The 23,786-nt window shown below is 68.3% G+C and carries 20 protein-coding genes; 14 read left to right on the forward strand and 6 right to left on the reverse strand.

Annotated elements, in window-relative coordinates; translation table 11 throughout:
• The first annotated feature begins 232 nt into the window (after nt 1-232).
• Nucleotides 233-1,240: an NAD-dependent epimerase/dehydratase family protein gene (locus QHF89_RS17160; protein ID WP_136969327.1), complete on the forward strand. Its 1,008-nt coding sequence runs from the start codon at nt 233-235 to the stop codon at nt 1,238-1,240.
• Here QHF89_RS17160 and QHF89_RS17165 read toward each other — a convergent pair.
• Together QHF89_RS17165 and QHF89_RS17170 are read right to left on the reverse strand one after the other, a co-directional pair.
• Entirely contained in the window at nt 1,237-1,845 is a 609-nt protein-coding gene (locus tag QHF89_RS17165) for a hypothetical protein (protein ID WP_284720597.1), read from the reverse strand. The two genes, QHF89_RS17160 and QHF89_RS17165, sit on opposite strands and share 4 nt — an antisense overlap.
• Nucleotides 1,845-2,453 (reverse strand): hypothetical protein, encoded by a 609-nt coding sequence (locus tag QHF89_RS17170; protein ID WP_284720598.1) that lies wholly within the window; start codon nt 2,451-2,453, stop codon nt 1,845-1,847. Before QHF89_RS17170 ends, QHF89_RS17165 begins: the two co-directional genes overlap by 1 nt.
• A gap of 453 nt (nt 2,454-2,906) precedes the next feature.
• Here QHF89_RS17170 and groES point away from each other — a divergent pair, with 453 nt between their 5' ends.
• The 3 genes from groES to QHF89_RS17185 all read left to right on the forward strand — a co-directional run bounded on the left by groES (nt 2,907) and on the right by QHF89_RS17185 (nt 5,944).
• Entirely contained in the window at nt 2,907-3,203 is a 297-nt protein-coding gene (gene groES, locus QHF89_RS17175; protein ID WP_136929875.1) for a co-chaperone GroES, read from the forward strand.
• Between the two features lie 37 nt (nt 3,204-3,240).
• Entirely contained in the window at nt 3,241-4,869 is a 1,629-nt protein-coding gene (gene groL / locus QHF89_RS17180; protein ID WP_136929874.1) for a chaperonin GroEL, read from the forward strand.
• 175 nt (nt 4,870-5,044) lie between these two features.
• Complete coding sequence (locus tag QHF89_RS17185; protein WP_284720599.1) at nt 5,045-5,944, forward strand: YihY/virulence factor BrkB family protein; 900 nt, start codon at nt 5,045-5,047, stop codon at nt 5,942-5,944.
• On the opposite strand, the gene QHF89_RS17190 is transcribed toward QHF89_RS17185, so the two are convergent.
• Nucleotides 5,884-6,348 carry a DoxX family protein gene (locus QHF89_RS17190; protein WP_136929872.1) on the reverse strand — a complete coding sequence of 155 codons (465 nt, stop codon included), beginning with the start codon at nt 6,346-6,348 and terminating at the stop codon, nt 5,884-5,886. The two genes, QHF89_RS17185 and QHF89_RS17190, sit on opposite strands and share 61 nt — an antisense overlap.
• 120 nt (nt 6,349-6,468) lie before the next feature.
• Entirely contained in the window at nt 6,469-7,668 is a 1,200-nt protein-coding gene (locus QHF89_RS17195) for a vWA domain-containing protein (RefSeq protein WP_136969325.1), read from the reverse strand.
• Between the two features lie 374 nt (nt 7,669-8,042).
• On the opposite strand from QHF89_RS17195, the gene QHF89_RS17200 reads away from it, so the two are divergent.
• The 8 genes from QHF89_RS17200 to QHF89_RS17235 all read left to right on the forward strand — a co-directional run bounded on the left by QHF89_RS17200 (nt 8,043) and on the right by QHF89_RS17235 (nt 18,356).
• Nucleotides 8,043-9,761, forward strand: coding sequence for an ATP-binding protein (locus tag QHF89_RS17200; protein ID WP_136969324.1), 1,719 nt, complete (start codon nt 8,043-8,045; stop codon nt 9,759-9,761).
• A 41-nt stretch (nt 9,762-9,802) separates the two neighbouring features.
• Nucleotides 9,803-11,917, forward strand: coding sequence for an ATP-binding protein (locus QHF89_RS17205; protein ID WP_136969323.1), 2,115 nt, complete (start codon nt 9,803-9,805; stop codon nt 11,915-11,917).
• Between the two features lie 684 nt (nt 11,918-12,601).
• On the forward strand, nt 12,602-13,018 hold the full coding sequence (locus QHF89_RS17210; protein WP_211365370.1) for a V4R domain-containing protein: 417 nt from the start codon (nt 12,602-12,604) through the stop codon (nt 13,016-13,018).
• Between the two features lie 189 nt (nt 13,019-13,207).
• A complete protein-coding gene (locus QHF89_RS17215) occupies nt 13,208-13,582 on the forward strand; it encodes a roadblock/LC7 domain-containing protein (RefSeq protein WP_136929867.1) in 375 nt (124 codons plus the stop codon).
• A 61-nt stretch (nt 13,583-13,643) separates the two neighbouring features.
• Nucleotides 13,644-14,327 carry an OmpA family protein gene (locus QHF89_RS17220; RefSeq protein ID WP_284720600.1) on the forward strand — a complete coding sequence of 228 codons (684 nt, stop codon included), beginning with the start codon at nt 13,644-13,646 and terminating at the stop codon, nt 14,325-14,327.
• 19 nt (nt 14,328-14,346) lie between these two features.
• Nucleotides 14,347-16,104, forward strand: coding sequence for a coiled-coil domain-containing protein (locus tag QHF89_RS17225; RefSeq protein WP_284720601.1), 1,758 nt, complete (start codon nt 14,347-14,349; stop codon nt 16,102-16,104).
• Nucleotides 16,105-16,183: 79 nt separating this feature from the next.
• On the forward strand, nt 16,184-17,209 hold the full coding sequence (locus tag QHF89_RS17230) for a two-component system sensor histidine kinase NtrB (protein ID WP_136929864.1): 1,026 nt from the start codon (nt 16,184-16,186) through the stop codon (nt 17,207-17,209).
• 7 nt (nt 17,210-17,216) lie between these two features.
• Nucleotides 17,217-18,356 carry a DUF4388 domain-containing protein gene (locus QHF89_RS17235; RefSeq protein ID WP_136969320.1) on the forward strand — a complete coding sequence of 380 codons (1,140 nt, stop codon included), beginning with the start codon at nt 17,217-17,219 and terminating at the stop codon, nt 18,354-18,356.
• Nucleotides 18,357-18,466: 110 nt separating this feature from the next.
• Here QHF89_RS17235 and QHF89_RS17240 read toward each other — a convergent pair whose 3' ends face one another.
• Nucleotides 18,467-19,762, reverse strand: coding sequence for an iron-containing redox enzyme family protein (locus QHF89_RS17240; protein ID WP_136969319.1), 1,296 nt, complete (start codon nt 19,760-19,762; stop codon nt 18,467-18,469).
• 405 nt (nt 19,763-20,167) lie between these two features.
• Entirely contained in the window at nt 20,168-20,791 is a 624-nt protein-coding gene (locus tag QHF89_RS17245) for a hypothetical protein (RefSeq protein ID WP_136929861.1), read from the reverse strand.
• 104 nt (nt 20,792-20,895) lie between these two features.
• Between QHF89_RS17245 and QHF89_RS17250 the strand changes: the two genes are divergently transcribed.
• Nucleotides 20,896-22,908 carry an ABC-F family ATP-binding cassette domain-containing protein gene (locus QHF89_RS17250; RefSeq protein ID WP_136969318.1) on the forward strand — a complete coding sequence of 671 codons (2,013 nt, stop codon included), beginning with the start codon at nt 20,896-20,898 and terminating at the stop codon, nt 22,906-22,908.
• Nucleotides 22,905-23,660, forward strand: coding sequence for a glutaredoxin domain-containing protein (locus tag QHF89_RS17255; protein ID WP_284720602.1), 756 nt, complete (start codon nt 22,905-22,907; stop codon nt 23,658-23,660). Before QHF89_RS17250 ends, QHF89_RS17255 begins: the two co-directional genes overlap by 4 nt.
• The last annotated feature ends 126 nt before the right edge of the window (nt 23,661-23,786 follow it).

Consider the following 23,786-nt stretch of genomic DNA (forward strand, 5'->3'; position numbering starts at 1 on the left):
GCGGAAGGGTGGAAGGTCAAGGCCTACATGCGCCGGGCACTTTCACCACAGCATCTCGGAGCCTCGGCGCAGGCGTCCTTGCCCCCAAACGACGAGGGCGGCTGGACATTCCCGATATCTTCGTAGAGCGCTGCCCGTACACGCGGACACGCATCAGGAAGCGCCGGACGAACTTCGCCACGACGTACCTCGTTCCCTTGGCCGCCAACTCGGGCGAGCATGGTGGCGCACCATGACCACGCAGGACCTCGCCGCCGTGAGCGGCGCCACGGGATTCATCGGCTCGGCCGTCGTGCGCAAGCTGCTCGAAGAGGGCCGCAAGGTGCGCGCGCTCGTCGAGCCCGGCGCCAACCCGAAGAACCTCGAAGGTTTGCCCGCGGATCGTGTCGAGCGCGTCGAAGTCGACGTCTGCGACGCGAAGGGGATGCGCAAGGCGCTCGAAGGCGCGGGCGCGTTTTACCACCTCGCGGCCATCTACAAGGTGTGGATGCCCGATCCGACGCCGATCCACCGCGTCAACATCGAGGGCACGTTGACCTCGCTCCTCGCGGCCCGCGACGTCGGCGTTCGCCGCGTGATCTACACGTCCTCGATCGCGGCCGTCGGCTTGAAGGACGACGCGAGCCCCGCCGACGAGTCGACGCCGTGGAACCTCTGGAACATCGCGAACGACTACATCGCCTCGAAGTACCACGCCGAGCGGGTCGTCATGCGCCTCGCCGAGTCGGGTTTTCCCGTGGTGATCGTGAACCCCGCGTTCCCCTTCGGCCCGCGTGACATCGGGCCCACGCCGACGGGCGGGATCATCCTCTCGTTCCTCCGCGGAAAGATGCCCGGCGTGGGGAAAGGCGGGTTCTGCGCGGTCGACGTGGACGACGTCGCCGCAGCGCACGTCGCGGCCGAGACCCGCGGGCGCTTCGGCGAGCGGTACATCCTGGGAAACCACAACATCTCGTTCCGCGCGTTCCTCGAGCTCGTCGCCGAGGTCGCGGGGAAGACGCCGCCGCGCCTGCCGATCCCTTCGGGCCTCGCGCGAGCGATGGCCTTCGGCCTTGAATCCTGGTCCGATCACGTGAGCCACGCGCCGCCGCTCGCGACGTACAAGAGCGTCCGCTACATGCAGGAGTACGCCTACTTCAACGGCGAGAAGGCCCGGCGCGAGCTCGGCATGCCCTGCACGCCGCTCCGGACCTCGGTCGAGCACGCGATCGAGTATTTCCGGACGAACGGGATGGTCTAAGCCGCGCGGGCGAGGCTGATCTTGTCGGATTGTCCGGCCGCGTAGAAAGAGCGGAGCGCGCGGCGCATCCGATCGAAGTGGCCACGCCGCGCGAAGCTCTCTTCGAGCCTGCCCGCGAAGCGCGCGGCGAGATCATTGGCGAGGCGGTAGCGATCGCCGCGCTCGGTGCCAGGCGGATGGAGATACGCCACGGCCTCGAAGAGGCGCGCGCGGATGCGGGCCGCGCGGCTGGGATCGAAGCGCCGCGCGGCGAGCGGGCCGTGCACGAAGAGCACGTACTTGTCGACCTCGGCCTGGAGCTCCAGCTCGAGCTGCGTGACCGGGAGCTCCCGACGCGCGCGCTCGGCCAGGCAGAGGAAATGGCTCACGCCTTCCACGACCTGGCAGAGCAGATCAAACGGCGGGCTCTTCGGTTCGAGCGCCGCGCGCGGCAAATGAAGCGCCATGGAGACGCCGTCCTCGTCCTCGCGCACGAAGAGGACCTCGCGGCCTTCCTCCTCGGACGCGTCGATCGGCTGGATGAAGTCCTCCACCGAGGGCGCCTCCGGGATGCCGTACGTGCCTTCGAGCGCTGCCTGAATGCGCGCTGGCAGCGAGGGCGCCATCAGTGAACGCCCTCCTTTCCACGTGTCGCGACGAGCCCACGCGCGCCGAGCTCCTCCGCGATGCGCGACGAGCCCGTGCGGAGCCAGCGCTCGTAGAGCTTGAGCAGCCCGCGCTGGCCCTGCGCGCCCTGCGCGATGGCGCCGTCGGCGACCTCGTTCAGGACCTCCACGAATTGCTCGAAGCGATCGGCGAGCTCGGACAGGACGTCGTGGGTCGCGCGCTGGCCCGGCGTGCGCAGCATGGCCGAGGCGTTGTCGTACGCGGTCGCGCCGACGCGGATCACGTAGCCGCGGTCGATCCCGCGGATGTCGACGTGGCCGCCGAAAAAGCCGATCCCGTAGAGCACGCCGTCCCCGAGCGCGCGCAGGCGGCGGAAGCGCGTGGTCCCCGAGGCCTCGAGCGCGTCGTGGAGCTGGAAAGCGAGGGGCCGGGAAAAAGCCGGCTCGTTGTCCTCGCTGGGGTGGGCATAATCACAGAGAACCCCGACGAGGTAATGCGACGACGCCGCGGAGGCCTCGATCTTTCGCGCGCGCAGCGCATCGCCGACGGCGTCCATGAAGTAGTCGGAGATACTGGGAGAGATCGCGATATTGGTTGTACGGCTCACGGGGCACCTCGTCCTGGACGGGGCGCTTGGGACCGGGATCCAGCAGGCGCCACGCGCCCGGTTGAACAGCTCGTCCTCGAAAGACCGGCGGCAGAGGCTCGCGGACGGCGCGGGGCCGGACGCGGGCCTCATGAACGGAATCTACCGCAGCAGGCGCACGACGCCCAGCACACGGCAGACGGTTTTACGAGGGATTCCGAGGATTTGTGGCCACCCCGGGGGGCGGCTGCCAGCGATCGTTTCGGCCGCGAATTTCGGCCGCTTGACAGCCGAACGACCATGACTATCTTCCGGGCCGCTCGTTAGCACTCACCCTCCGTGAGTGCTAACAATCGAAAAACCGCAAGCTCATCGGGCATGTGGCGGGGGCGCCAAGCATGAATGCGCGCGCTCCGCGCCTGCCCATTGCGAATGGGATCTGGTGGCTCTCGGCCACCCCCGGAGGGTTTCACGATGGCGACGAAGATCAGGCCGCTGCAGGACCGCGTGATCGTCAAGCGACTCAAGGAAGAGGAGAGGACCAAGGGCGGGCTCTACATCCCGGACTCCGCCAAGGAGAAGCCCGTGGAGGGCACCGTCCTCGCCGTGGGCAACGGCAAGGTCCTCGAGGACGGCACCGTGCGCCGCCTCGACGTGAAGGAAGGCGACCGCGTCCTCTTCGGGAAGTACTCGGGGACTGAGGTGAAGCTCGACGGGGAAGAGCACCTCATCCTGCGCGAGGACGACATCCTGGGCGTGATCGAGGCGTGACTCGGGCCGCGGCCCCCTGAATTCTGGAGATATCGAGATGGCAGCCAAAGAGATCATCTACAACGAGTCGGCCCGCAGCATGATCCTCGCGGGCGTCAACGCCCTCGCGGACGCGGTGAAGGTCACGCTCGGCCCGAAGGGCCGCAACGTCGTGATCGAGAAGAGCTTCGGTTCGCCCACCGTGACCAAGGACGGCGTCACGGTCGCGAAGGAGATCGAGCTCGAGAACCGCTTCGAGAACATGGGCGCGCAGATGGTGCGCGAGGTGGCCTCGAAGACGAGCGACATCGCCGGCGACGGCACCACGACGGCGACGGTGCTCGCCCAGGCGATCTACCGCGAGGGCTCCAAGCTCGTCGCGGCGGGCCACAACCCGATGGAGATCAAGCGCGGCATCGACAAGGCGGTCGAGTCCATCGTCGCGAACCTCAAGGGCTCGGCGAAGCTCACGCAGGACGCGAAGGAGATCGCGCAGGTCGGCACGATCAGCGCGAACGGCGACCAGACGATCGGCAAGCTCCTCGCGGACGCGATGGAGAAGGTCGGCAAGGAAGGCGTCATCACGGTCGAGGAGGCGAAGAGCGCCGACACGACGCTCGACGTGGTCGAGGGCATGCAGTTCGACCGCGGCTACCTCAGCCCGTACTTCGTGACGGACGCCGAGGCGATGAAGTGCGTCATGGAGGACGCCTACATCCTCATCTCGGAGAAGAAGATCTCCAACATGAAGGACCTCCTCCCGGTCCTCGAGGCGATCGCGAAGAGCCAGAAGCAGCTCCTCATCATCGCCGAGGACGTCGAGGGCGAGGCGCTCGCGACGCTCGTCGTGAACAAGCTCCGCGGCACGCTGCACTGCGCGGCCGTGAAGGCGCCTGGCTTCGGTGATCGCCGCAAGGAGATGCTGAAGGACATCGCGGTCCTCACGGACGGCCAGGTGATCGCGGAGGAGCTCGGCCTCAAGCTCGAGAACGTCACGATCTCGGATCTCGGCCGCGCCAAGACCGTGATCATCGACAAGGACAACGCGACGATCGTCGGCGGTCAGGGCAAGAAGGACAAGATCAAGGCGCGCCAGCAGGAGATCCGCGCCCAGATCGAGCACACGACGAGCGACTACGATCGCGAGAAGCTCCAGGAGCGCCTCGCGAAGCTCGTCGGCGGCGTGGCCGTGATCAAGGTCGGCGCCGCGACCGAGACCGAGATGAAGGAGAAGAAGGCCCGCGTCGAGGACGCGCTCCACGCGACCCGCGCGGCCGTGGAAGAGGGCATCGTCCCCGGCGGCGGCGTCGCGCTCATCCGCGCGCAGGCCTCGCTCGCCTCGCTCGAGGTGAACGACGAGCAGCGGTTCGGCGTGAACATCATCCGCCGCTCGATCGAGGAGCCGCTCCGCCAGATCTCGGCGAACGCCGGCGAAGAGGGCTCGATCGTGGTCCAGAAGGTCCGCGACGGTCAGGGCTCGTTCGGCTACAACGCCGCGACCGGCGAGTACGGCGACCTCCTCGCGATGGGCGTCATCGACCCGGTGAAGGTCGTGCGCTCGGCGCTCCAGAACGCCGCGAGCGTGGCGAGCCTCATGCTCACCACCGAGGCGCTCATCGCGGAGCGTCCGAAGGAGGAGAAGGCGGCGGCGGGTGGCGCGCATGCGGGCCACAACCACGACTTCTGATCCGAAGCGCGCGTCGTGACACCCACGACGCAATCGTAAAAGAACAGCGAAAGCCGACCTCATGAGGGGTCGGCTTTTTGCTTTCCATGGCGCACGAACGCGACGACACAATGCGCCATGAAGGCCGGAGCCTTGCTACAGTACAGGCATGTGGGACCGGCGGCACCTCTCCGTGTTGGCGAGCTCCGCCTTCCGGGCGCTCGGCCGGTTGGTCCACTACCTCGATCTGCACGATGCGCCGCGGGCCGCGAGCGCCATGGCGTTCGACGCGTTCCTCAGCATCATCCCGCTGCTCGCCGTCGCCGGCTGGGCGCTGCATCGGCTGCGCGACGCGGCCGCGGAGCTCCTGGGATCGCTGCTCAGCGCGGCGCCTCCGTCCGTTTCAGCGGCGCTCGGCGAGGACTTCTTCCGGATCTCCGACGCGAAGGCCCTCGTGCTCGCGCCGCTCGGGCTCCTCGCCTTCCTCTGGGTCGCGTCGGGCGGCGCCGCGACGGCGATTGGCGTGTTCGAGACAATGTTCGTCTGCACGCCCCGTCCCTGGTGGAAACGGCGGCTCGTGGGCGTCGCGCTCGTGCTCGGCGCGATCCCCTTCGTCGGGATCGCCACGGCGCTGGGCATTCTGTTCACGCACGTGACCGGTTCACTCGGGGGGGCCCTCGTGGCGGCGGCCGGGCCTGCGGTGATCGTGACGGCGCTGATCGCGGCGTTCTTCCGGCTCACGATCACGCGCCCGGCCACGGTGCGGAGGCGCGTCTGGCCCGGCGCGCTCGTGACCGTGTCGTTGTGGGCGATCGTCTCGACGTTGTTCTCGGTCTACGTGCGGAGTTTGGCGCGGTACGCGACGCTCTACGGCACGCTCGCGAATGTCGCGGTGCTGCTGTTCTGGCTCTGGCTCCTTTCGATGGCGCTCCTCGTCGGCGGTGAGGTGAACGCGCAGCTCGAGGGCGTGCGAGATCCACACGACGACGCGCAGGAGCGCTGGGCCTCGCCGAAGGCCGAGGGGCCGCGCTCGATTCAGCCGCCTCCGCCGCCGGAATCGGTCTTGCGACCGAAGAGGACCGCGTCGAGCGAATAACGGCCGCCGCCCGTGAGGGCGAGCGCGAGGCCGAGGCTCGAGAGCAGGAAGGGGTATTCGAACGACCCGCCTTTGGCCGTGCCGAAATGCGCGGCGTCCGCCATGTGCATGGAGGCCCAGGCGACGACCATGTTGAAGGCCACGACGGCGCCCGCGGGGCGCGTGAGCAGGCCGAGCATCAAGCAAATGCCGCCGAGGAGCTCGGCGAGGGTCGCGCACCAGGCGAGGAGCGTCGGCGCGGGAAACCCCTTCATCGCGAGGCCCCCGGCGAGCCCGGCGGGGCCGGCCGCGAGCTTCGAGAACCCGTGCGCGGCGAGGAGCAGGCCCGTCACGAGCCGGACCACCAAGACGCCCAGCGAGCCCGTGCGATTCAGATCGGGGTACAGCAGGGATGGGAGCTTCATGTCCGTGACGTAGCACGCCGGGCGCCACGCGAGATCGGGGAACAGGCGAGCGCCGCGTCGGGACGCACGAAGACGACGGAGGGGCCGCGCCGGAAACCCGCTTGGCGCGAAAAACGTCTTCTATTTGAGGATGGTCTCGCAGCCGACCTGGATGTCGACCTTCGCGTCGGTGGCCACGCCGAGCCCCTCGCAGGCCTTGCCCAGGAGCTGGACCTTGCCGTCCGGGGTGTAGTCCCAGCAGCCGTCCTGCGGGCAGAGGTCCAGCGGATCCGTGCGCTTCTTCAGGTTTTGCAGCATGCCGTCGAGCGTGAGGTTCACGTTGACCTGGGTCTTGTCGATCTGCTCGCCGGGCGGCGGGGGCGGCAGGTCGTAGACGCAGCCGAGCGCCTTGCCGCGGACGTCGGCGATCGCCTTGGCCAGCGCGTCGGCGTTGAACTGCGCGCCGTTCGAGAGATCGATATGGCAAGGTTTGGCAGGGGCAGGCGCGCCTTGCGTGAAGGCGGCGCCCTTGTCGCAGCTCGGATCCACGGTGTCCGGCGAGCCGCTCACGGCGTACGTCGAGAGCGCGAGGAGCATGTTGTAAGGCGGGGTGGCGAACCCGTCGACGTCGACGCCCGTGCTGTTCGACCCCGGAACGCCCACGATGAACGTGAAAATGGGCTTGTTCGGGTCGTTCCGGGCGCCCGCGATGAGGGCATTCACGCTGTCCGGATATTCCCAGTCGGGACAACTGTAATCGTCGGCGTACCCGGGCCGGGCCGGGCTCGCCACGGACGTGCAGGAGAAGCCGCCGTCCGTGATGAGGACGAGCATACGCCGGGCGATGTTCTCGGTTTTCAAGGATTCGTAGCCAGCCTTGAGAGCGTCGTAAATCGGCGATCCGTCGTCGCCGTTGCTGAGCGGCGGATGGCCGACGAGCCAATCGTACATCTGGCGGCGTACGCCGGTCGGGGCGTTTGTCTTGTCTTTCCCGGCCGGCGCCACGGGCACCTGCGGGAGAACGGAGACGCCGCACGAGACGCCCGGCGCGAGGAGGGCATTGCATGTCGCCTGATCGAGCTCGACATAGGAGCAGATGCAGGGCGGCGGGTTGATGAAGCTCGCCGGAAAGACCGTGAGGCCCAGGGACATCGTGTCGAAGACGTCCTTGTCGATCGCCGATTTGATCGCGAGCTGCGCCGTCCCCCACTTGGACGATTTGTTCATGCTGGCGCTCGCGTCGAGCATGGTGAGCATGGCCGCGGGCGCCTGCTGGGCCTCCGCCGTGAATTTCGCGCAAGCCGGGCCCCCGCCGCCCACGCCGCCGCCGAATCCACCCACGCCGCCGCCTCCGGGTCCGACGGGGCCCTGGTTCCCCGATCCTCCCGGGCCCCCCTCGCCGCCGTCCCCTCCGCTTCCCGGACGGTTGCTGCCTCCCGCTGAGCAGCCTCCCCCGAGCCCGATTCCAAGCGAAACGAAAAGCCCCAGGCTCACGCCGAGCCACCGCAGAACGCGCCCCATCGTTTCCTCCTCAGTCGTAAGGAAAACGACCCGAGCGTATCAGAAGCCAGACCTCGAAATCGACCACGACGAGCGGCACGCAAACGCGCCGGGGCGGATCGCGTCTCCACGCCAGGAACACAAGCCAAAGAGAACGCTCGGTATCGGAACCCCCCCTTGCGCGAGAGGTAACTTGGCCCACCATTGTCTGCTCGATGGCGACGGCACGCAGCGCTCCGGACTCTTCGCCCCTCGGGACGCCTCCGGCCGAGCAATCGGCGCACGTAGGGCCGTTCACGAGGACGCACATCGACCTCGCCGCAGCCCGCGCCGGCGGAATCGCCCGCGGAGGGGTACGGGAAGGCGAGCTCTGCTTCCTGGGCTCGTTGCACGAGCTCGTGGCCATCGGGCTCTACCGGCCCGCGCTCGTGGCGCTCGTCTCGGGCTCCGGAGCACCGGCCCGCCCCCCGATGGATCGGGCCTACCTGCTCAAGATCCTCGATGAGGAGGTGGGCCGGCAGTTCGGCCACCCGCTGCGGCCCGTGGTCGAGCTCGTGCTGAACGCGATCGACGCGACGCCCGAGCACCCCGCCCGCGTGGATGTGCGGGTGCGCGAAGGCGTGGTGACCGTGACCGACGACGGGATCGGCATGGATCTGAGGACGATCCTGTCGCGGCTGCTCGTGCCGTTCGCGACCGACAAGCGCGCCGGCGTGGACCTCGGGCGCTTCGGCGTGGGCTTCTTCTCGGTCATCGGCCTCGGGCTGCCCGATCCGACCAGCCTGTCGATCGAGGTGGAGACGGGCGACGGGACCTCGGGCTGGTCGCTCTCGGTGCTCGCCGACGGCCCCGAGCCCTCGTCGCTCGTCTGCGCGATCCGCAAGCTCACGCCGCGCGCCGGGACGCGTGTGCAGGTTCGCTCCTCCCTCATCGAGGCCGAGCCGCTCCGCGCGTACCTGCGCGACGCGCTGCACTTCTTCCCGAAAGAGCGCGCGATCGTGAACCTCGACAGCGCTCCGCTGAACGACGGCCGGTACCTCGCGGGAGGCTCGCACTTCACGGATGCGCTCTCCCCCGAGGATCCGAGCCGCATCGCGCGCTTCTACGTGGGCGGCCGCGCGCTCGTGACCGGGATCTGCGCCGCGACCTACCACGCCGGCGTGAAGGTCGAGGGCTGCCTCGCGATCCCGGAGCTCGCGCTGATCGACTTTCCCTCCGCGGTGGAGCTCACCGAGGGGCGTGACGCGCTCAAGCCTTGCCGCAACTTCCGCGCGACGGCCGCGTCGTTCTACCGCAGGCTTGTGGACCTCGCCCGCGCGCCGGGGACGAGCCGCAAGGCGGCCGATCGCCTGGCGGAGGTCGCCGCGCAGATCAGCGCGCTGATGCTTCAATCCGCGGCGTGGAACGAGGTCGCGCCCGAGCTCGCGCGCGCCTTGCTCGGCCCCGATCGGTACCTCGTCGGGCCGGAGCGACGCGAGCCGCTGATCGGCTTCCTCGGCAGCAACGTGGAGAGCCGGCTCTTCGTCCCCGAGAGCTTCTGGGCCGAGCGCGAGTGGCAAGGCTTCATCCCCGGCGAGCGAGAGCTGCTCGCGCGCGAGCTCGAGATCGATCACGCCGAGAGCCTGTCGAGCCTCGCGCGTCGCCGCCCGGATCTGCCTGGGATCGTGGAGCTCGCCCGTCGATCCGAGCGGCCCGAGGCCGTCCCCGTGGCGCTCGCGCGCGGCCGCAAGAACGCACCGGGCCCGCTGCCTTGCCTCGGGACGCGTCACGCGCTGCTCGTGCGCGAGGACGCGCCCGCCGTCGCGCGGCGCGTGGGCTGGTCGGAGCAGTACGCGCTGCGCGTCGCGTTCGATCGCGCGACGGGCATGCGTGAACCGGATCTCGAACGGGAGCTCATCGTCAGCGAGCCCATCGGGGTCACGGGAACGGCTTGATCGAGCGAGCCTCGGGCGGTGGGGAAATCAGGGGGAAACCGATGACCGAAGTCTACGCTGGCCGTCTCTCGGACCTGCTCCTCGTGCGCGTGCATGGCCGCTCGGCGGCCTACCTCGCGGCGAGCCGCACGGCCCGCCCGGGCATCGTGGAGGCTTGCCGCAGAGAGGCGACGGTCCCCGATCTCGCCGAGCGGATCCTCTCGCGTACGATCTACGCGCAGAGCGCCTCGCGCATCGCGCCCTTGCGCGAGCTCGTCCAGAACGCGCTCGACGCCTCACCGCGCGGTGCTGCGATCGACGTGCAGTCGGGGCTCGGCGGCACCGAGATCATCGTGACCGATCGCGGGCGCGGCATGACGGCCGACGAGGTCCTCGGCGATCTCCTCGTCCCGTTCCGCAGCGGCAAGGAGGGCGAGGAGCTCGCGATCGGCGAGCACGGCATCGGCTTCTTCAGCGCGCTCGAGATCGCGCCGCGGCTCGAAGTGAAGACGCGCACGCGCACCGAGGGCCACCTCCTGCGCGTCGAGCCGCTCGGCAAGGGCCCGCCGTATGCCGATTTCGCCTGGTCTCTCCGGCCGCTGCCGCACGTCGAGGGGTGGACCGGCACGTCGGTGCGGCTCCTGCTCGACGAGCCGATCAGCCGCTCGGTCCTCGCCTCCGAGGTCGCTGCGGCCGCGTCGTTCGTCGATCCCTCCGTCGCTCGGATCTACGTCGACGGTGTGCTCATCAACGTCGCCCGCACGCGTATGCGCCGCGTCGCGCGCGCGCACGTCGGGGGTCCGATCACCGGCCCGCTCGGCGAGATCTCGATCTGGGTCGGCCGCGGCGACGGCGCTCTGCCGCACGTCACGATCACGCAACGCGGCTTGCTCGTCGCGGTCCGTCAGGATCTCTTCACCGCGCCCGAGCTCTCGCTCCACCGCGACCTCGCGCGGGCGATCGTGTCGGCGGGCTTCGGCATCGTCGTCGAGCTTCCTGCCGAGGTGCCGCTCAACAAAGGTCGCTCGGCGGTGGCCGCGCACGCCTCGGCGGCCGTCGAGTCGGCGCTCATCGCGGCGTTCGAGCGCTTCGTCTTGCATGACGCGCTCTACGATCGGGAGCTGCTCCGCGCCGTGGATCACCGGCTCTCGTCGGTCCTCGATCGGCTGCTCTGCGCCGCGCTCGCGGGCCAGCCCACGCAACCTGCGGCAGCGAGCGCGCCCGAGGAGCTCACGGAGGCGACACGCTCGTCGAAGCCCTGGCCGTTGATGACGCCGTCGAGCGCCGCGCCGCCGGAGTCCGAGCGACGGCCGCAGAAGCGCCCCACCGTGGCCGCGCCCGAGGAGGTCGTGCGGTTCGCGGATGCGCTCCTCGACACGCCGGCCATCCGCGTGATCACGATCGACGACGAGCACGAACAGCACCCGCGCATCGTCACCTTGCGCCATCTGCTTGGCGCTTACCGTGCGGGCACGCTTCGACCGATGGGAGAGCCGCCGCTGCCGGGACGCACGTACGTCTCGCTCGACGATCCGCTCGCGGACGCGCTCTGGCGGCGGCTCGTCGCGACGAGCGCGGCGGCTGCGGCGGCGGGCTCGCAAGACCGCCGGGGACGGCGCATCGGCGCGCTCGCGATGCAGCGCATCGATCGGGAGACGTTGCTCGCGACGGCGAAGGAGGTGCCAGGCGTCGACGCGCTCGCGGCGGCGATAACGGTGCTCGAGGGGATCGACGCGGCGATCTCGATCGCGGCGGAGCTCACGCCCTCGCCGATCTCGGTGCACCAGGATCTCTACGGCCCGGACGAGATGGCGCACACGGACGGCAGCGGCATCAGCGTCAACCTCGCGTCGGCGCGGGTGCGCGCGCTGCTCGTGTCCGTGCTTCAGCAGGACGATCCGGCGGCGTTCGGCGCGCTCGTGGATCTGATGCTGCACGAGAAGACGCACGTGTCCTTGGCGAGTTACGTCCCGCATGCGAACGCCGAGCACGGGGCGAGCTTCTACCGGCGCAAGGATCTCCTGCGGCGTCGGCTCTTGGAGTCGATGGCCCGGGGCATCGTGGGGGATCCGGCGTCGTGGCTCCCGGCGGCGCGGCGTGGACTTTCGTCGGTCGGCCTACCTGCGCCTGACGTCCTGGCGGCCACGTTCCAGTCCGTACCTTCGGTCGCCGCTTGACGGTTTTTCCTGTCCCCCCGCCTGGGCCTCGACCCTCGGAGGCCCATCCTCACACACTTCGGCACATGGATGTGCATGTGTCGGTGCGTTAACCAAGCATCTCAATTCACACAAAGAGATCACGACCCGCATCCCGAGCGATCCAAGCCACGGTTCGTCCGGTTTTCCGAACGGGTCTGTCGGACGTGATCGGCGTGCTGGATGGTTTCTTGTGATCGCATGCGATGCCGCGTATCCTCGCGGTGCCCGGAGCCCCTTGGCGGGGATTTCTTGGCTAGCATCGGGGTCCGTTTCAGTCTATCCTGCCTTGGTTCAAGGTTTCTGCGGAACCCGGGGCGGGTCCATGGACCGCCCCCGGCCCCCGCGACCTCGTAGGCACACGCCCCGGGGTGCAACGTCAACGCTTGGACTTCCCGCCAATTTTTCACGCGATGGTCGAACCGACGGTACACTCTGCCTCTACCCCGCCGAGCCGGCACGCGGGTCCGCCGCTGCCCTGCCTGCGCGAGGGCGTATGCAGGCGGCGGGTAGCGGGAGTCCCCGCGCCGGCCGCGCACGGTTTGGTCCGCCACACGGGGAGGTTGGTGTGAGTTCAGGTCAATCCAAGGACAATGAGGTGCTCTAATGGGTCTCATCCAAGAAGTCGCTCAGACCCACAGGCCGATTCTGGGAAACGACATTCCGTTGTTGGTCTTTCGCGTGTTCCGTCACTTCTCGGCCGGGTACGTCGAGGAGGTGCTGGGGCGCGGGGCGGCGGTCGTTTTCCAGAACGGCGGTAGGGAGCTCGGCAAGGAAGCCGGCCAGATGCTGTACAAGCCGAGCACGGACGAATACCTCAAGGAGGTCGTCCAGTTCGTGCGCGATTCACGTATCGGCATTCTCATCCCTCGCCAGCTCGACGACAAGCTTCTCGTGGTGGACCTGGACGAGTGCATCACGTGCGCGGGCATGGCGAGCATCTCGAAGCGGATTTGCCACTTCGAGGTCGGCTTCGTCGCCGGGATCACCGAGGTCCTGATCAAGAAGAAGCCGAAGGCGTACGAGACGAAGTGCGGCGCCAATGGCGAAGGCACGTGCCAGGTGACGGTCGAATTGGGCTAGACGATGCCGCCACGTAGAGGTGGCGGCCTCGCCCACGCGCCGGTTTTCCGAGGGGCCTCGGCGTAGACGGAGGCCCGAGGAACGCCGGAGAGCAGTGCGAGAGGGCAGAACATGTCCCGGACGCGGCGCCCGGGTTGATTATGAGCTCGAGTACGAACTCGGGCTCGGCTTGCCCGCACAGGAGGAGACGTGGCAGCTGGAAGTCGAGTCGAAAAAATCCAGGAAATTCTTCGCAATCTTCGTTCGGTATCGCCCGACATCATCGGGTCGGCCATGGTGAGCACCGACGGCTTCATCATCGCGTCGCTGCTTCCGAACGAGATCGACGAAGAGTTGGTGTCCGGTATGGCCGCCGCGCTCCTCGGTGTCGGTGAGCGTATCGCCCACGAGCTCATGGGTGGCGCCATGGAGCAGACGTACGTGCGTGGCCGTCAAGGCTACGTCATCCTGAACGCGGTCGGCGCGGAAGCGCTGCTCATCGTGCTCACGACGCCCGACGCGAAGCTCGGCCTCGTGTTCCTCGATATTCGCCGGCGCGTGACCGAGCTGTCCAAGATCGTATGACGGCGGCCTGATTGTCATGGCTAACTCGACTGGAAACGCTCGGCTGGCCTTTGGTGGGCTGTTGCTCCTCGGTCTCGCGGACCTCGGGCTGGTCAACCTCAAGCTCGCGCCTGAGTACGCCGAGGAGCAGGCGAAGCAGGCCCAGGTGACCGGGGCTCGGCCGGGGTCGACCACCTCGGCGCAGGCCTCGGCGCAAAGGCCTACGGCTACGCCTGGCCCGAGCGTCGCCGTCGCGCCGCCTCCCAAACCAACGCCTACGCCCGAGCCGCAAAACACGGCGCCCGAGCCCACGACGACGACCTCCGCGCTGCCGGTGGTCTCGGTGGCCGCGGCGACTCCGCCGGCCCCCACGTCGGAGCCCGAGCCCCCGCCGGCCCCGAAACCGCCCCCGGCGGTGGCGTCCGGCGACAAACCCGCGGCGATCTCCGACATCCTCTTCGAGATCGATTCGAATCTCTTGACGTTGTCGGCCAAGAGCACGCTCGACGAGGTCCTCAAGCAGCTGAAGGCGAACCCGAGCCTGCGCATCCATCTCCGGGGGCATTCGGATCAACTCGGATCGCGCGAGCACAACCTGGAGCTCAGCCGCAAGCGCGCCGCGGCGGTGGAGAACTTCTTCCACGCGAACGGCATTCCGCACTCCAGGATCACGACCGAGGCCGTGGGCGGCATGAAGCCCGCGGATTCCACCAACACCCCGACGGCCTGGGCCCGAAACCGGCGCGTCGAGATCGAGTGGCGGTAGCCGAGGACTTGAGGAAGGAATGGACCTGATCCAATCGATATGGCTTTCTTCCGCGGCAGGAGCCGGCCTGTTTTTCGGGGCCGGTCTGCTCGTGAGCAGGGCGTTCCCTTCGAAGAACGGCGCCGCCGCGGATCCGAGCCTCGTCCAGGCCGAAAAAGAGGCACGGCAGCAAGCCGAGGCCCAGGTCTCGGCCCTGCAGCAGCAGAACGCGGACCTCTCGCGCTCGGCCTCCGACTCCGCGGAGCGCGCGCGCGCCGAGGCAGCGCAGAAGGCCCAGGGTGAAGCGCAAAAGCTCCGCGAGCAGGTGAACCAGCTCCAGGCGGAGGTCAACCGCGCGCGGGCCGCTGCAAGCGGTCCTTCGCCCGCGGAGGCCCAGCTCCGGCAGGAGAACGCCGAGCTCCGGCAACGCGTGGCCGCGGCCGATCAAGCTGCCCAGGCCTTGCAAGCCGAGCGCGCACGCGCCCACGACCTCGAGCAACGCCTGCAAGCCGCGACGGCCCAGGCGCAAGCGGGGCGCGGGGACGACGGCGCGCGGCAAGATCTCGAGCGTCGCCTCGCCGAATCGAACGCGCAGGTGCAAGCCGCGCAGGCGCAGCTCCGCGAGGCGCGAACGCAAGCGGACCAGCTCCGCGCGTCGGCGCAGCGGGCCGAGCAGCTCACGGCGGAGAACGCGCAGCTCAAGACGCGGCAAGGCGGCTCGGACAAGCTCTCCGCAGAGCTCGCGACCGAGAAGGCCAAGGTGCAGCAGCTCCAGACGCAGGTCGCCGCGCTGCAGAAGACGGCCGAAGGCACGAGCAAGCTCGCGCAGGACATCCAGGCCGAGAAGACCAAGGTGCGCGACCTCGAGCAGAAGCTCGCGGCGGCGCAGAAGTCCACGGGCGACGCAGGCAAGGTCGGTCAGGATCTCGCGGCCGAGAAGACCAAGGTGCAGCAGCTCCAGGCGCAGATCGGCACGCTGCAGCAAGCCGCGAACGAGGCGGCGAAGCTCGGCATGGAGCTCGGCTCCGCGCGCGCGAAGGTGCAGGACCTCGAGGCGAAGCTCAAGGCTGCCGCTACCAGCGCGCCCGCCGCGGCGAGCGGCGGCGGCGCGAGCGCGGCCGAGGCCGACAAGCTGCGCAAGGAAGCCGAGGCGCTCAACAAGAAGAACAACGAGCTCTCGCTCCGGGTGCGCACGCTGGAGCAGAAGGCCGCGGAGCTCGATTACTACGCCAACGAGAACAGCGATCTGCGCAGGCGGGTCGAGGAGCTCGAGGCGATCGCAATCGAAGCGAAGAACCTGCGGCGCCGCATCATCGACCTCGAGGCGCAGGCCTTCGCCATGACGGCGGCGCGCTCGATGGAGAAGGCTCCGCCGAGCCAGGCGCCGATCAGCACGGGTCCGATCAGCTTCCGCAACACGGACAAACGCCTGGAAACGCTGCTCGAAGAAGGCATGAGCTCGCTGCTCCGCGAGGACACGGGCGGGCGCGCGGTCGTGCTGGCGGATACGCGTGGTCTCGTGATCGCGGCGGCCGGCGAGGTCCGGTACCAGAACGAGCTCGCGGCTGCGGCTTCGGTCGTGTCCGAGGTGAGTGATCGGGTGAGGAACCTCCTGCCGATCGCCGAGCCTCATGTGATCCACATCCTCGACGTGAACAACGTGGTCATGCGAACGCGATGGCTGCGGTGGTCGGACGAGACGCTGGCGCTCAGCGTGCTCGGCTTCCGCGACGAGGCGCCGGATCCGGCCGAGGAGAAGGTCGTGAAGACGGTCACCAAGCTCTTTGGCTACGGTTGACGTTGAGGCCCCAGGGGTGGCGCGAGCGGCGTAGCATGGACGATCGCTGCGCCTACGCTGCGCCGCCCCGCTCCAAATCATGAGGAAGAACCGTCCCAACGTACCGTTTTCATCGGGAACCACCCTGCTCGACGAGATCGGGGTGGGTGTCGTGATCGTGGACGAAGGGGGCGAGGTCGTCGTGACGAACCGCGTCGCCGACGACCTGATCACGCGGCGCGCGGGGGGTGCCCCGCTCATCAACAAGATCTTCGAGCACGTGGAAAGCGAGCGCGGGCGCGACGGCCCGCCACGCATGAAAGAGCTCACGGTCGAGGCCTTCGACGAAGCGGGCAACAAGACCATCGTCGGCTATCGCCTCTTCCGTTCGAACCGGCTCGGCACGATCATCTCCATGCACGACGTCACGGAGACCGAGCGCTTCCAGGCCGAGCGCAGGCAGCTCGAGCGGCTCTCCGAGGTCGGCAAGGCGTGCGCGATGGTCGCGCACGAGATCGGAAACCCGCTCGCCGCGATCAAAGCGACGATCCAGTCGATCGAGCACGAGGCCGCCGAGGCCGGGCTTGGCGACTCGCTGCACGCGGTGAACCGCGAGATCGACCGGCTGAACAACATGCTCGGCCAGCTCCTCGGGTTCGTGCGCCACAGGCCGCCGCGGCGCACCAAGGCCGATCTCCCGACCATCCTGAACCGCGCGCGCGGTGCGGCCGAAGGGCGGCTCAACAACATCCACTTCAGCACCCGGTACGGCCTGCTTCGCCCGCTCTGGATCGATCAGGACCAGCTCCAGCAGGTCCTCTTGAACCTCTTCATCAACGCGGCCGACGCGATGCCGGAGGGCGGAGAGCTGAGGGTCCACGCGGGCATCGAGGACGACCGGATGGTCCTGCACGTGGAGGACACGGGTAGCGGGATCCCTGAGGAGATCGTCGACAAAGTCTTCGACTCGTTCTTCACGACCAAACCCACGGGCACGGGGCTCGGGCTCTCGATATGCTATCGAATCGTGACCGACCACGGTGGCTCGATCGCGATCGGTCGACGGAGCGGAAACGTCTCGGGAACGTGCGTCACGATCACGTTGCCCATCATGACCGGCAGGTAGAACAGCCATGGCTCAACGACGCCACAGAGTGCTGATCGTCGACGACGAGGACGGGATCGTCCTCGCCCTCCATCGGTTTCTTTATCAGGACAACCATCGGTACGACGTCCTCTTGGCGAAGAACGCCGAGGTGGGCCGCCAAATCCTGCGCGAGACGCCGATCGACATCCTGGTGACCGACGTCCACCTGCCCGGCATGAGCGGCATGGACCTCGTCTGCTGGGCCGCGGTAGAGACGCCGGACACGCGGGCCATCGTGATGACCGCGTTCGACATCGCGACGATCCGCGACAAGGCGCACGCCGTCGGTTGCCTCAAGCTGCTGCGCAAGCCCTTCGACCTGCACGAGCTGCGCGCGGCGCTCCTGCAGGCCATGGATAAGCCCGATGGCCTGGGCGGGAGCCTCTCCGAGCTGTCCGCAGTCGACGTCATCCAGATGCTCTGCCTCGGCCGCAAGACGACGGCGCTGCGCATCGCGCGCGGGCAACTCTCGGGCGTGATCCTCATCCAGAACGGCGACATCGTGCACGCCATCTGGAACAACCTGGTCGGTGAGGACGCGGTGCATGAGATGATCGCGGTCGAGGACGGCGTCTTCAACATGGCGCCGTTCCCGCCGGACTTCGAGCGCACGATCAATGGCGACTACCAGCACATCCTGATGGAGGGCGTGCGCAAGCTCGACGAGAAGGCGCGTTTCGGCCCGTCCGACGACGAGGCGCCGCGGCCTTCGGTGCGGCCCGGCCGCATCACGCAGCAGCAGGGCAGCAAGGACGACTGGGACTTCGGGCCGGACCCCGGCTTCCAGCAGAAGGCGCAGATCCCGACGAACGCGCGCATGCGCCTCGACGCGCTCAACGCGCCGCCGGTGCCGCGCGACCTCACGCCGCTGCCGTTGCCGCCGCCGCCCCCGCCGCCGCCCCCGCCTCCGCCGCCGCCGCCCGAGGAGACGCCCGAGGAGATTGCGGCGCGCCTCAAGGAGCGCGAGGTCGCTTCGCTCATGGATCAGGGCTTCACGGCGCTGCGAAACGGCCAGCGCGAGGACGCGCGCAAGTTCTGGCAGCAGGCGCTGGAGCTCGACCCGGGCAACCGCCGCATCGAGCTCAACCTGAAGAAGCTCGACCAGGATCCCTCCAAGCGATTCTGAGAGATCCGTTCGGGCTCAAACCATTGGGCCCCAAATGAAGAATGGCCCGGCTGCCTGCGCCGGGCCATTCTCGTTTTTTGCGCCCGGGGGGACGGGGCGCGCGCCGCGGTTTACTCCTCGGCGTCGGCGACGGCCTGCGCGACCGCGCCTTCTTCCTTGCGCGGGGCCGGGCGGGCCGGCGGCTCGTTCTGGTAGGCGCGGCGCGTGAGGCCGTAATCCGTGAAGGCCAGCATCACGAGCTCGCCGTCGCCCGTGTTCTGCGTCTGGTGGAGGGACCAGCGGGGCACGAAGACCGTGTCCCCGGCCTTCACGTCGACGGTCGACTCGTTCACCTGGACGCGGCCGGCGCCCTCCGCGATGTGGAGGATCATCTCGTGGGCGTGCTTGTGCCGCTCGTTGAGCTTGCCGGGCGCGATGCGCACGATTCGGGTGTCGATGATCTCCGACTTGAAGGGCATTCGCTCGACCGTGGCCTTGACGTTCTGGCGCTCGGTCTCGTTTTCGTAGAGCGGGGCGCCGTGCTGGCCCGAGGCGAAGCGGATCAGGCTGGGATCGGGGTACTGGGGGGCGAGGGAGCGGCGCGCCTGGATGCGGCTCATCACGCCCTGGAGCTTGCGCCCCTGGATGGCGTCGTAGAGGCTCTCGAAGAAGCGGTGGCGCAGGCTCAGCGCGTAATTCATCGACGACAGGCACGTGTTGTACCAGTCGGGCGTGTGCATGTAGGACACCATCATGTCCTCCAGCGTCTGCGCGTGCTCGTCGTCGCAACCGATGTGAATGCGGAAGAAGCTCAGGAACTCCTCGGGGATCGAGGCCTTGAGCATGCCCTCGACCATGATCGTATACATCCGCGAGACGATGCCCTCGGTGCCGAGCGACAGGAAGGCCGAGCCCGCGGCGGGGTGGGAGCGGAGGCAAAAATCGAGGAATTCGCGCACGAAGAAGCGCGTGGCGTCGAGATAGTCCGTCTTTTCGATGTCGATTTCGAGCGCTTCACGCAGGAACTTGCGGAAGATCTCGGCGTGGCGTTTGTCCGTCTCGAGGCCGCCGCCCTCCTCCCACAGGTTCTCCGACAGCCGCGCGCGATGGTAATCGTTGTCCGAGTTCGCCATCAGCGCGGCGAGGTATCGCGTGAAGTTCCGGTTGTAGAGGTAGTACTGGCCGAAAAAGAACTGAAAATCGGCCCTCGACAGTTGGCCGGCGGTGCACGCCTTGAAGAAGCGGTTCCGCCAGAACGGGTGCTCGGCCTGGGCTTGCTTGAGGTTGAGCAGCGCCGCCTCGGCGCCCTTCCGATCAGGATCGTTCGCCCCCACCGGCGTCGTCACGAAGGCCGGCGCGCGCGACGAAGGCGGCATGGAATCCCAGCCGCCCACATGGTTGGTTTCTTGCTTCGCCTCTCCGGACATACACTTCTCCTCGATCGGCCAGGGTTTGACGCCGCAACGTCGGTACCCTCGCTCGCTGCGATGCGTCACGCGACTCGTCCCGCCGCATTATCGGCTGGGACGAATGAATAGGCTCGAATCTATCCCGTTTGGGGTCGCGTAGCGAGGCGTTTCACGTCTCTCACCCGAGAAATACGCCGTCAACGGTTTGAACGGATACCGCCGATTGCATGGGCTCCCATTCTTTTCACAGAAATTCGCCCGTCAACGGTTTGAATGGATACCGTCAATTGCATGGGCTCCCATTCTTTTCAATGACAACGCACAACTTCACGGCATTCACCACCAATCTGGTTGGTAAAACCGATGCAGTGCGCGGGAACGTGAGAATCGTGCCCGTGCCGGTACAAGCACGTTTTTGGCGGGTCAGACGGTGCGCGGGGTGACGAGCGTGGCGTCGGCGCGCGAGAGCTTTGCGTTCGTTCGCGATTTGTTGTCGACGACGCTGACGACGTGAATGCCCTGCGGCGTCATCGACAAAGAAACCATGCACACCATCGTCGCCGTGAGCCCCTCGCCGGCCACCGCCACGAGGGAGCCGGGCCTGCAATCCGCCGCCGACGGGCGGATGCGGCCGCCGAGCGGCGTATCGCGGAACGTACGCACGGCGTGCACGAGATCGGCGGCCGTGCCGAGGACGACGATCGGGCCCTTGGACTCGAACTCGGCCAGCCACGCGGGGCCAAAGGGCTCGACCACGCGCGCCGGCGGCAAGCGCCGAAGGAGCATCGTGTTCGCCTGGACGACGAGCCTGTCGACGATGCGACCGTCGGCCGTGCCGCGCCACTTTTCGAGCGTCTCCAGGACGGGCTTGCCCTGTTCGAGCCGGATGAGGCGACGATCGATCACGCCTCCCAGCGTGGCCGCGCCCGAGTGCTCGACGATCTCCACCGTGCCAAGCTGGCTCCACGCCGTACGCGTTTGAAGCGCGCGCGCGAGCTCCTCGGTCCAGGCGAGGGCGGTGGGTTCGAGGTCCGTGGCGTTCGTCATCGGGGCACATCCTATCCAGGTTCGGGACGGATGGCGCGAGGTTCCGGCGTCCCCCGGGGCCGGATGTCGGGTGACTCCTGTCTTACATGCTAAGACTGCCGGCCATGACCGTCCTTCAGGTCTCCGGCCTCGGCTTCGGGTACGGCGCAAATCAGCTCTTTCAAGGGGTGACGTTCTCACTCGCCCCGGGGGAGCGGGCCGCGCTCGTGGCGCCGAACGGCGCGGGAAAGTCCACGCTGATGCGGCTGATCGCGCGGGAGCTCGTCCCGGACGCGGGCTCGGTCGTGATCAAGCGAGGGACGCGGGTCGCGTACGTCCGGCAATCCCACGAGCTGCCGAAGGTCGGCACGGTGCTCGAAGCCTTCCTGTCGGGGTTCGACGAGCTTCTTTCGTTGCGGAAGGAGCTCGACGAGGCCTCGCACGCGGCCGCGAGCGGGACGAAACAAGCGCTCGATCGGCTGGCGAACGCGACGGACAAGTACCACCTGGCGGGCGGGGATGCGCTGGAGCGGCGGGTGGAGATGCTCGCCGCGCACCTCGGCTTCTCGCACGAGGACATGGGCCGCGCGCTCGGGAGCCTGTCGGGCGGGGAGCGCGGGCGGCTGCACCTCGGCGTGGCGCTCGCGAACACGCCGGACCTGATCTTGCTCGACGAGCCGACGAACCACCTCGACATCGAGACGATCGCGTGGCTCGAGCGGCACCTCGCGGCCCTGCCGAGCGCGATGCTCGTGGTCTCGCACGATCGCGCGTTCCTCGACGCGCTCTGCCCGATCACGATGGAGCTCGGGCGGCGGAGCTTTCGCGTGTATCCGCTCGCGTACTCGCAGTACGCGGAGGCGCGCGAGGAGGATCTCGAGCGGGAGCGCGAGCTCGCCGAGCGGCAAGAGGCGTTCGTCGCGAAGACCGAGGAGTTCATTCGGCGGAACATTGCGGGGCAAAAGACGAAGCAGGCGCAGAGCCGGCGGAAGATGCTCGACAAGCTGGAGACCGTCGACCGGCCGGAGGACGTGTGGGCGCGGGCGGAGAAGGTGGCCTTCCGCTTCGTGCAGGCGCCGCGCAGCGGAGACATCGTGCTCGACGCGCGGGGGCTCGCGGCGGAGCGCGGCGGGCGGCAGCTCTTTTCGGGGTTTGAACTGCTCCTGCGTCGCGGGGAGCGGATCGGCATCCTCGGCCCGAACGGGTGTGGCAAGTCGACCCTGCTGAAGATCCTCGCGGGGCGCGGGGCCGAGGAGGACCAAGGCGAGGTCAAGCGCGGCACGAACCTCTGCGAGGGGTATTTCGATCAGCACCTCGGCTCGCTCGATCCGAACAAGACGGCGGTCGAGGAGATCCGCAGCGTGCGGGGCGACATGAACGTGGACGCAGCGCGGCAGTACCTCGCGCGGTTCCGCTTCTACGGCGACGACACGCTGCGCAAGGTGGAAGGTTTTTCCGGGGGAGAGCGGAGCCGGCTCGCGCTGGCGAAGCTCCTGCTCGAACCACGCAATCTGCTGTTCCTCGACGAGCCGACGAACCACCTCGACATCCCGGCGGCGGAGATCCTGGAGGAGGCGCTCGCGAGCTTCGAAGGATCGGTCGTGCTCGTGTCGCACGATCGCCGGTTCCTCGACGCGGTGACCACGCGGATCTGCGCGTTCCACGGCGGCAAGATCGAGCTCTTCCCCGGCGGATACCGTGACTTCCAGGCGAGTTTGTCCCGGCCGAGCACCCTGCCCGAGGAGGACGACGGCGCCGACGAGGACGCGCGCGCCCAGGACGACGGGCGCGCGAAACGCGCGGTGAAGCGGAGCGCGTCGACGGTCGTGACGCAGGCGAAGGGGCCGGAGTCGCCGCTCGACAAGAAACGCGCGTTCGAGGCGGAGAAGGCCGCGTCGCGTGCGATCGAGCGCAAGCGCAAGCGCGTGAAGGAGCTCGAAGAGGAGATCGCGAAGGGCGAGGCCGAGCTCGGACAGATGCGCGAGGGCCTGAAGCAGGACCCGGGCGGGGACTGGGAAAAACTCGCGAAAATGGTGTCCGAGGAGCAAGCGCTGGCGCGGCGCATGGACACAGCGATGACGGAGTGGATGACGCTCGGCGAGGAGCTCGCGGCTGAAGACGTGGGGAGGACGGCGTGAAACGCGCGGCGCTCTTCGCAATCATCGCGCTCTTCACCTTGCAAAACGCGGCCGCGTGTTCGAGCAAAAAAGAAGACGACGGCACGACGCCGCTCGCGACGACGGAGGAGCTGCCGGCGCTCGCGATCGGCGAGGACACGCCGAACCTCCTGCTCACGTGGATCGACGAGAAGGGCGACATGCACGTCGAGCTCAAGCCCGCGGACGTGCCGGCGGAGGGTCGATCGCTCGTGCGTGTCGTCGTGAGTGATCGCGAGGACGGGACGAAGCACCTATTTTACGTCGTCGATCTGACGAAGAAGCGCGACGACGGGACGTACGCGGCGCGGACGATGACACGGCGCGCGTGGGAGTCCGAGGTGGAGAAGCGGCGGAGCGCGTACCTCGCGAAGATCGCCCCTCCCCCGCCGCCCTCGCCGACAGGCGCGCCGAGCGCGACGCAAGGGGCGAAGCCGACGAACGAGCCGCCCGTCGTGGCCTCGGATCTGACGGTGATCGTCTACGGCGCGGACTGGTGCAAACCCTGCCACCAGGCGGAAGATTATTTGCGCTCCAAGGGAGTGCGCGTCGTGAAGAAGGACGTGGAGGCGAGCCCGGAGGCCGCCCGGGAGATGAGCGACAAGCTCGAAAAGTCGGGCCAGCGCGGCGGCAGCATCCCCGTCATCGACATCCGCGGGCAGATCCTCGTGGGCTTCAGCACCCGCGCCGTCGACCGCGCGCTCGCGAAGGCGTCCTCGGGCACGGCGCTCTGACACCGGCAGAAGCCCAAGATCGTCGCTCTGCGCGTGCGCTCACGTTGCCCTCGCCAGGCGCAAGGCGTATACGAGCGGCCCCCCCGCGAGCCAGACCCGAAAGCGCGGGGATTTCCAGGAGCGAAC

Origin of the sequence: Polyangium sorediatum, assembly GCF_029946465.1 — a bacterium.
Classification (GTDB): Bacteria; Myxococcota_A; Polyangia; order Polyangiales; family Polyangiaceae; genus Polyangium; species Polyangium fumosum.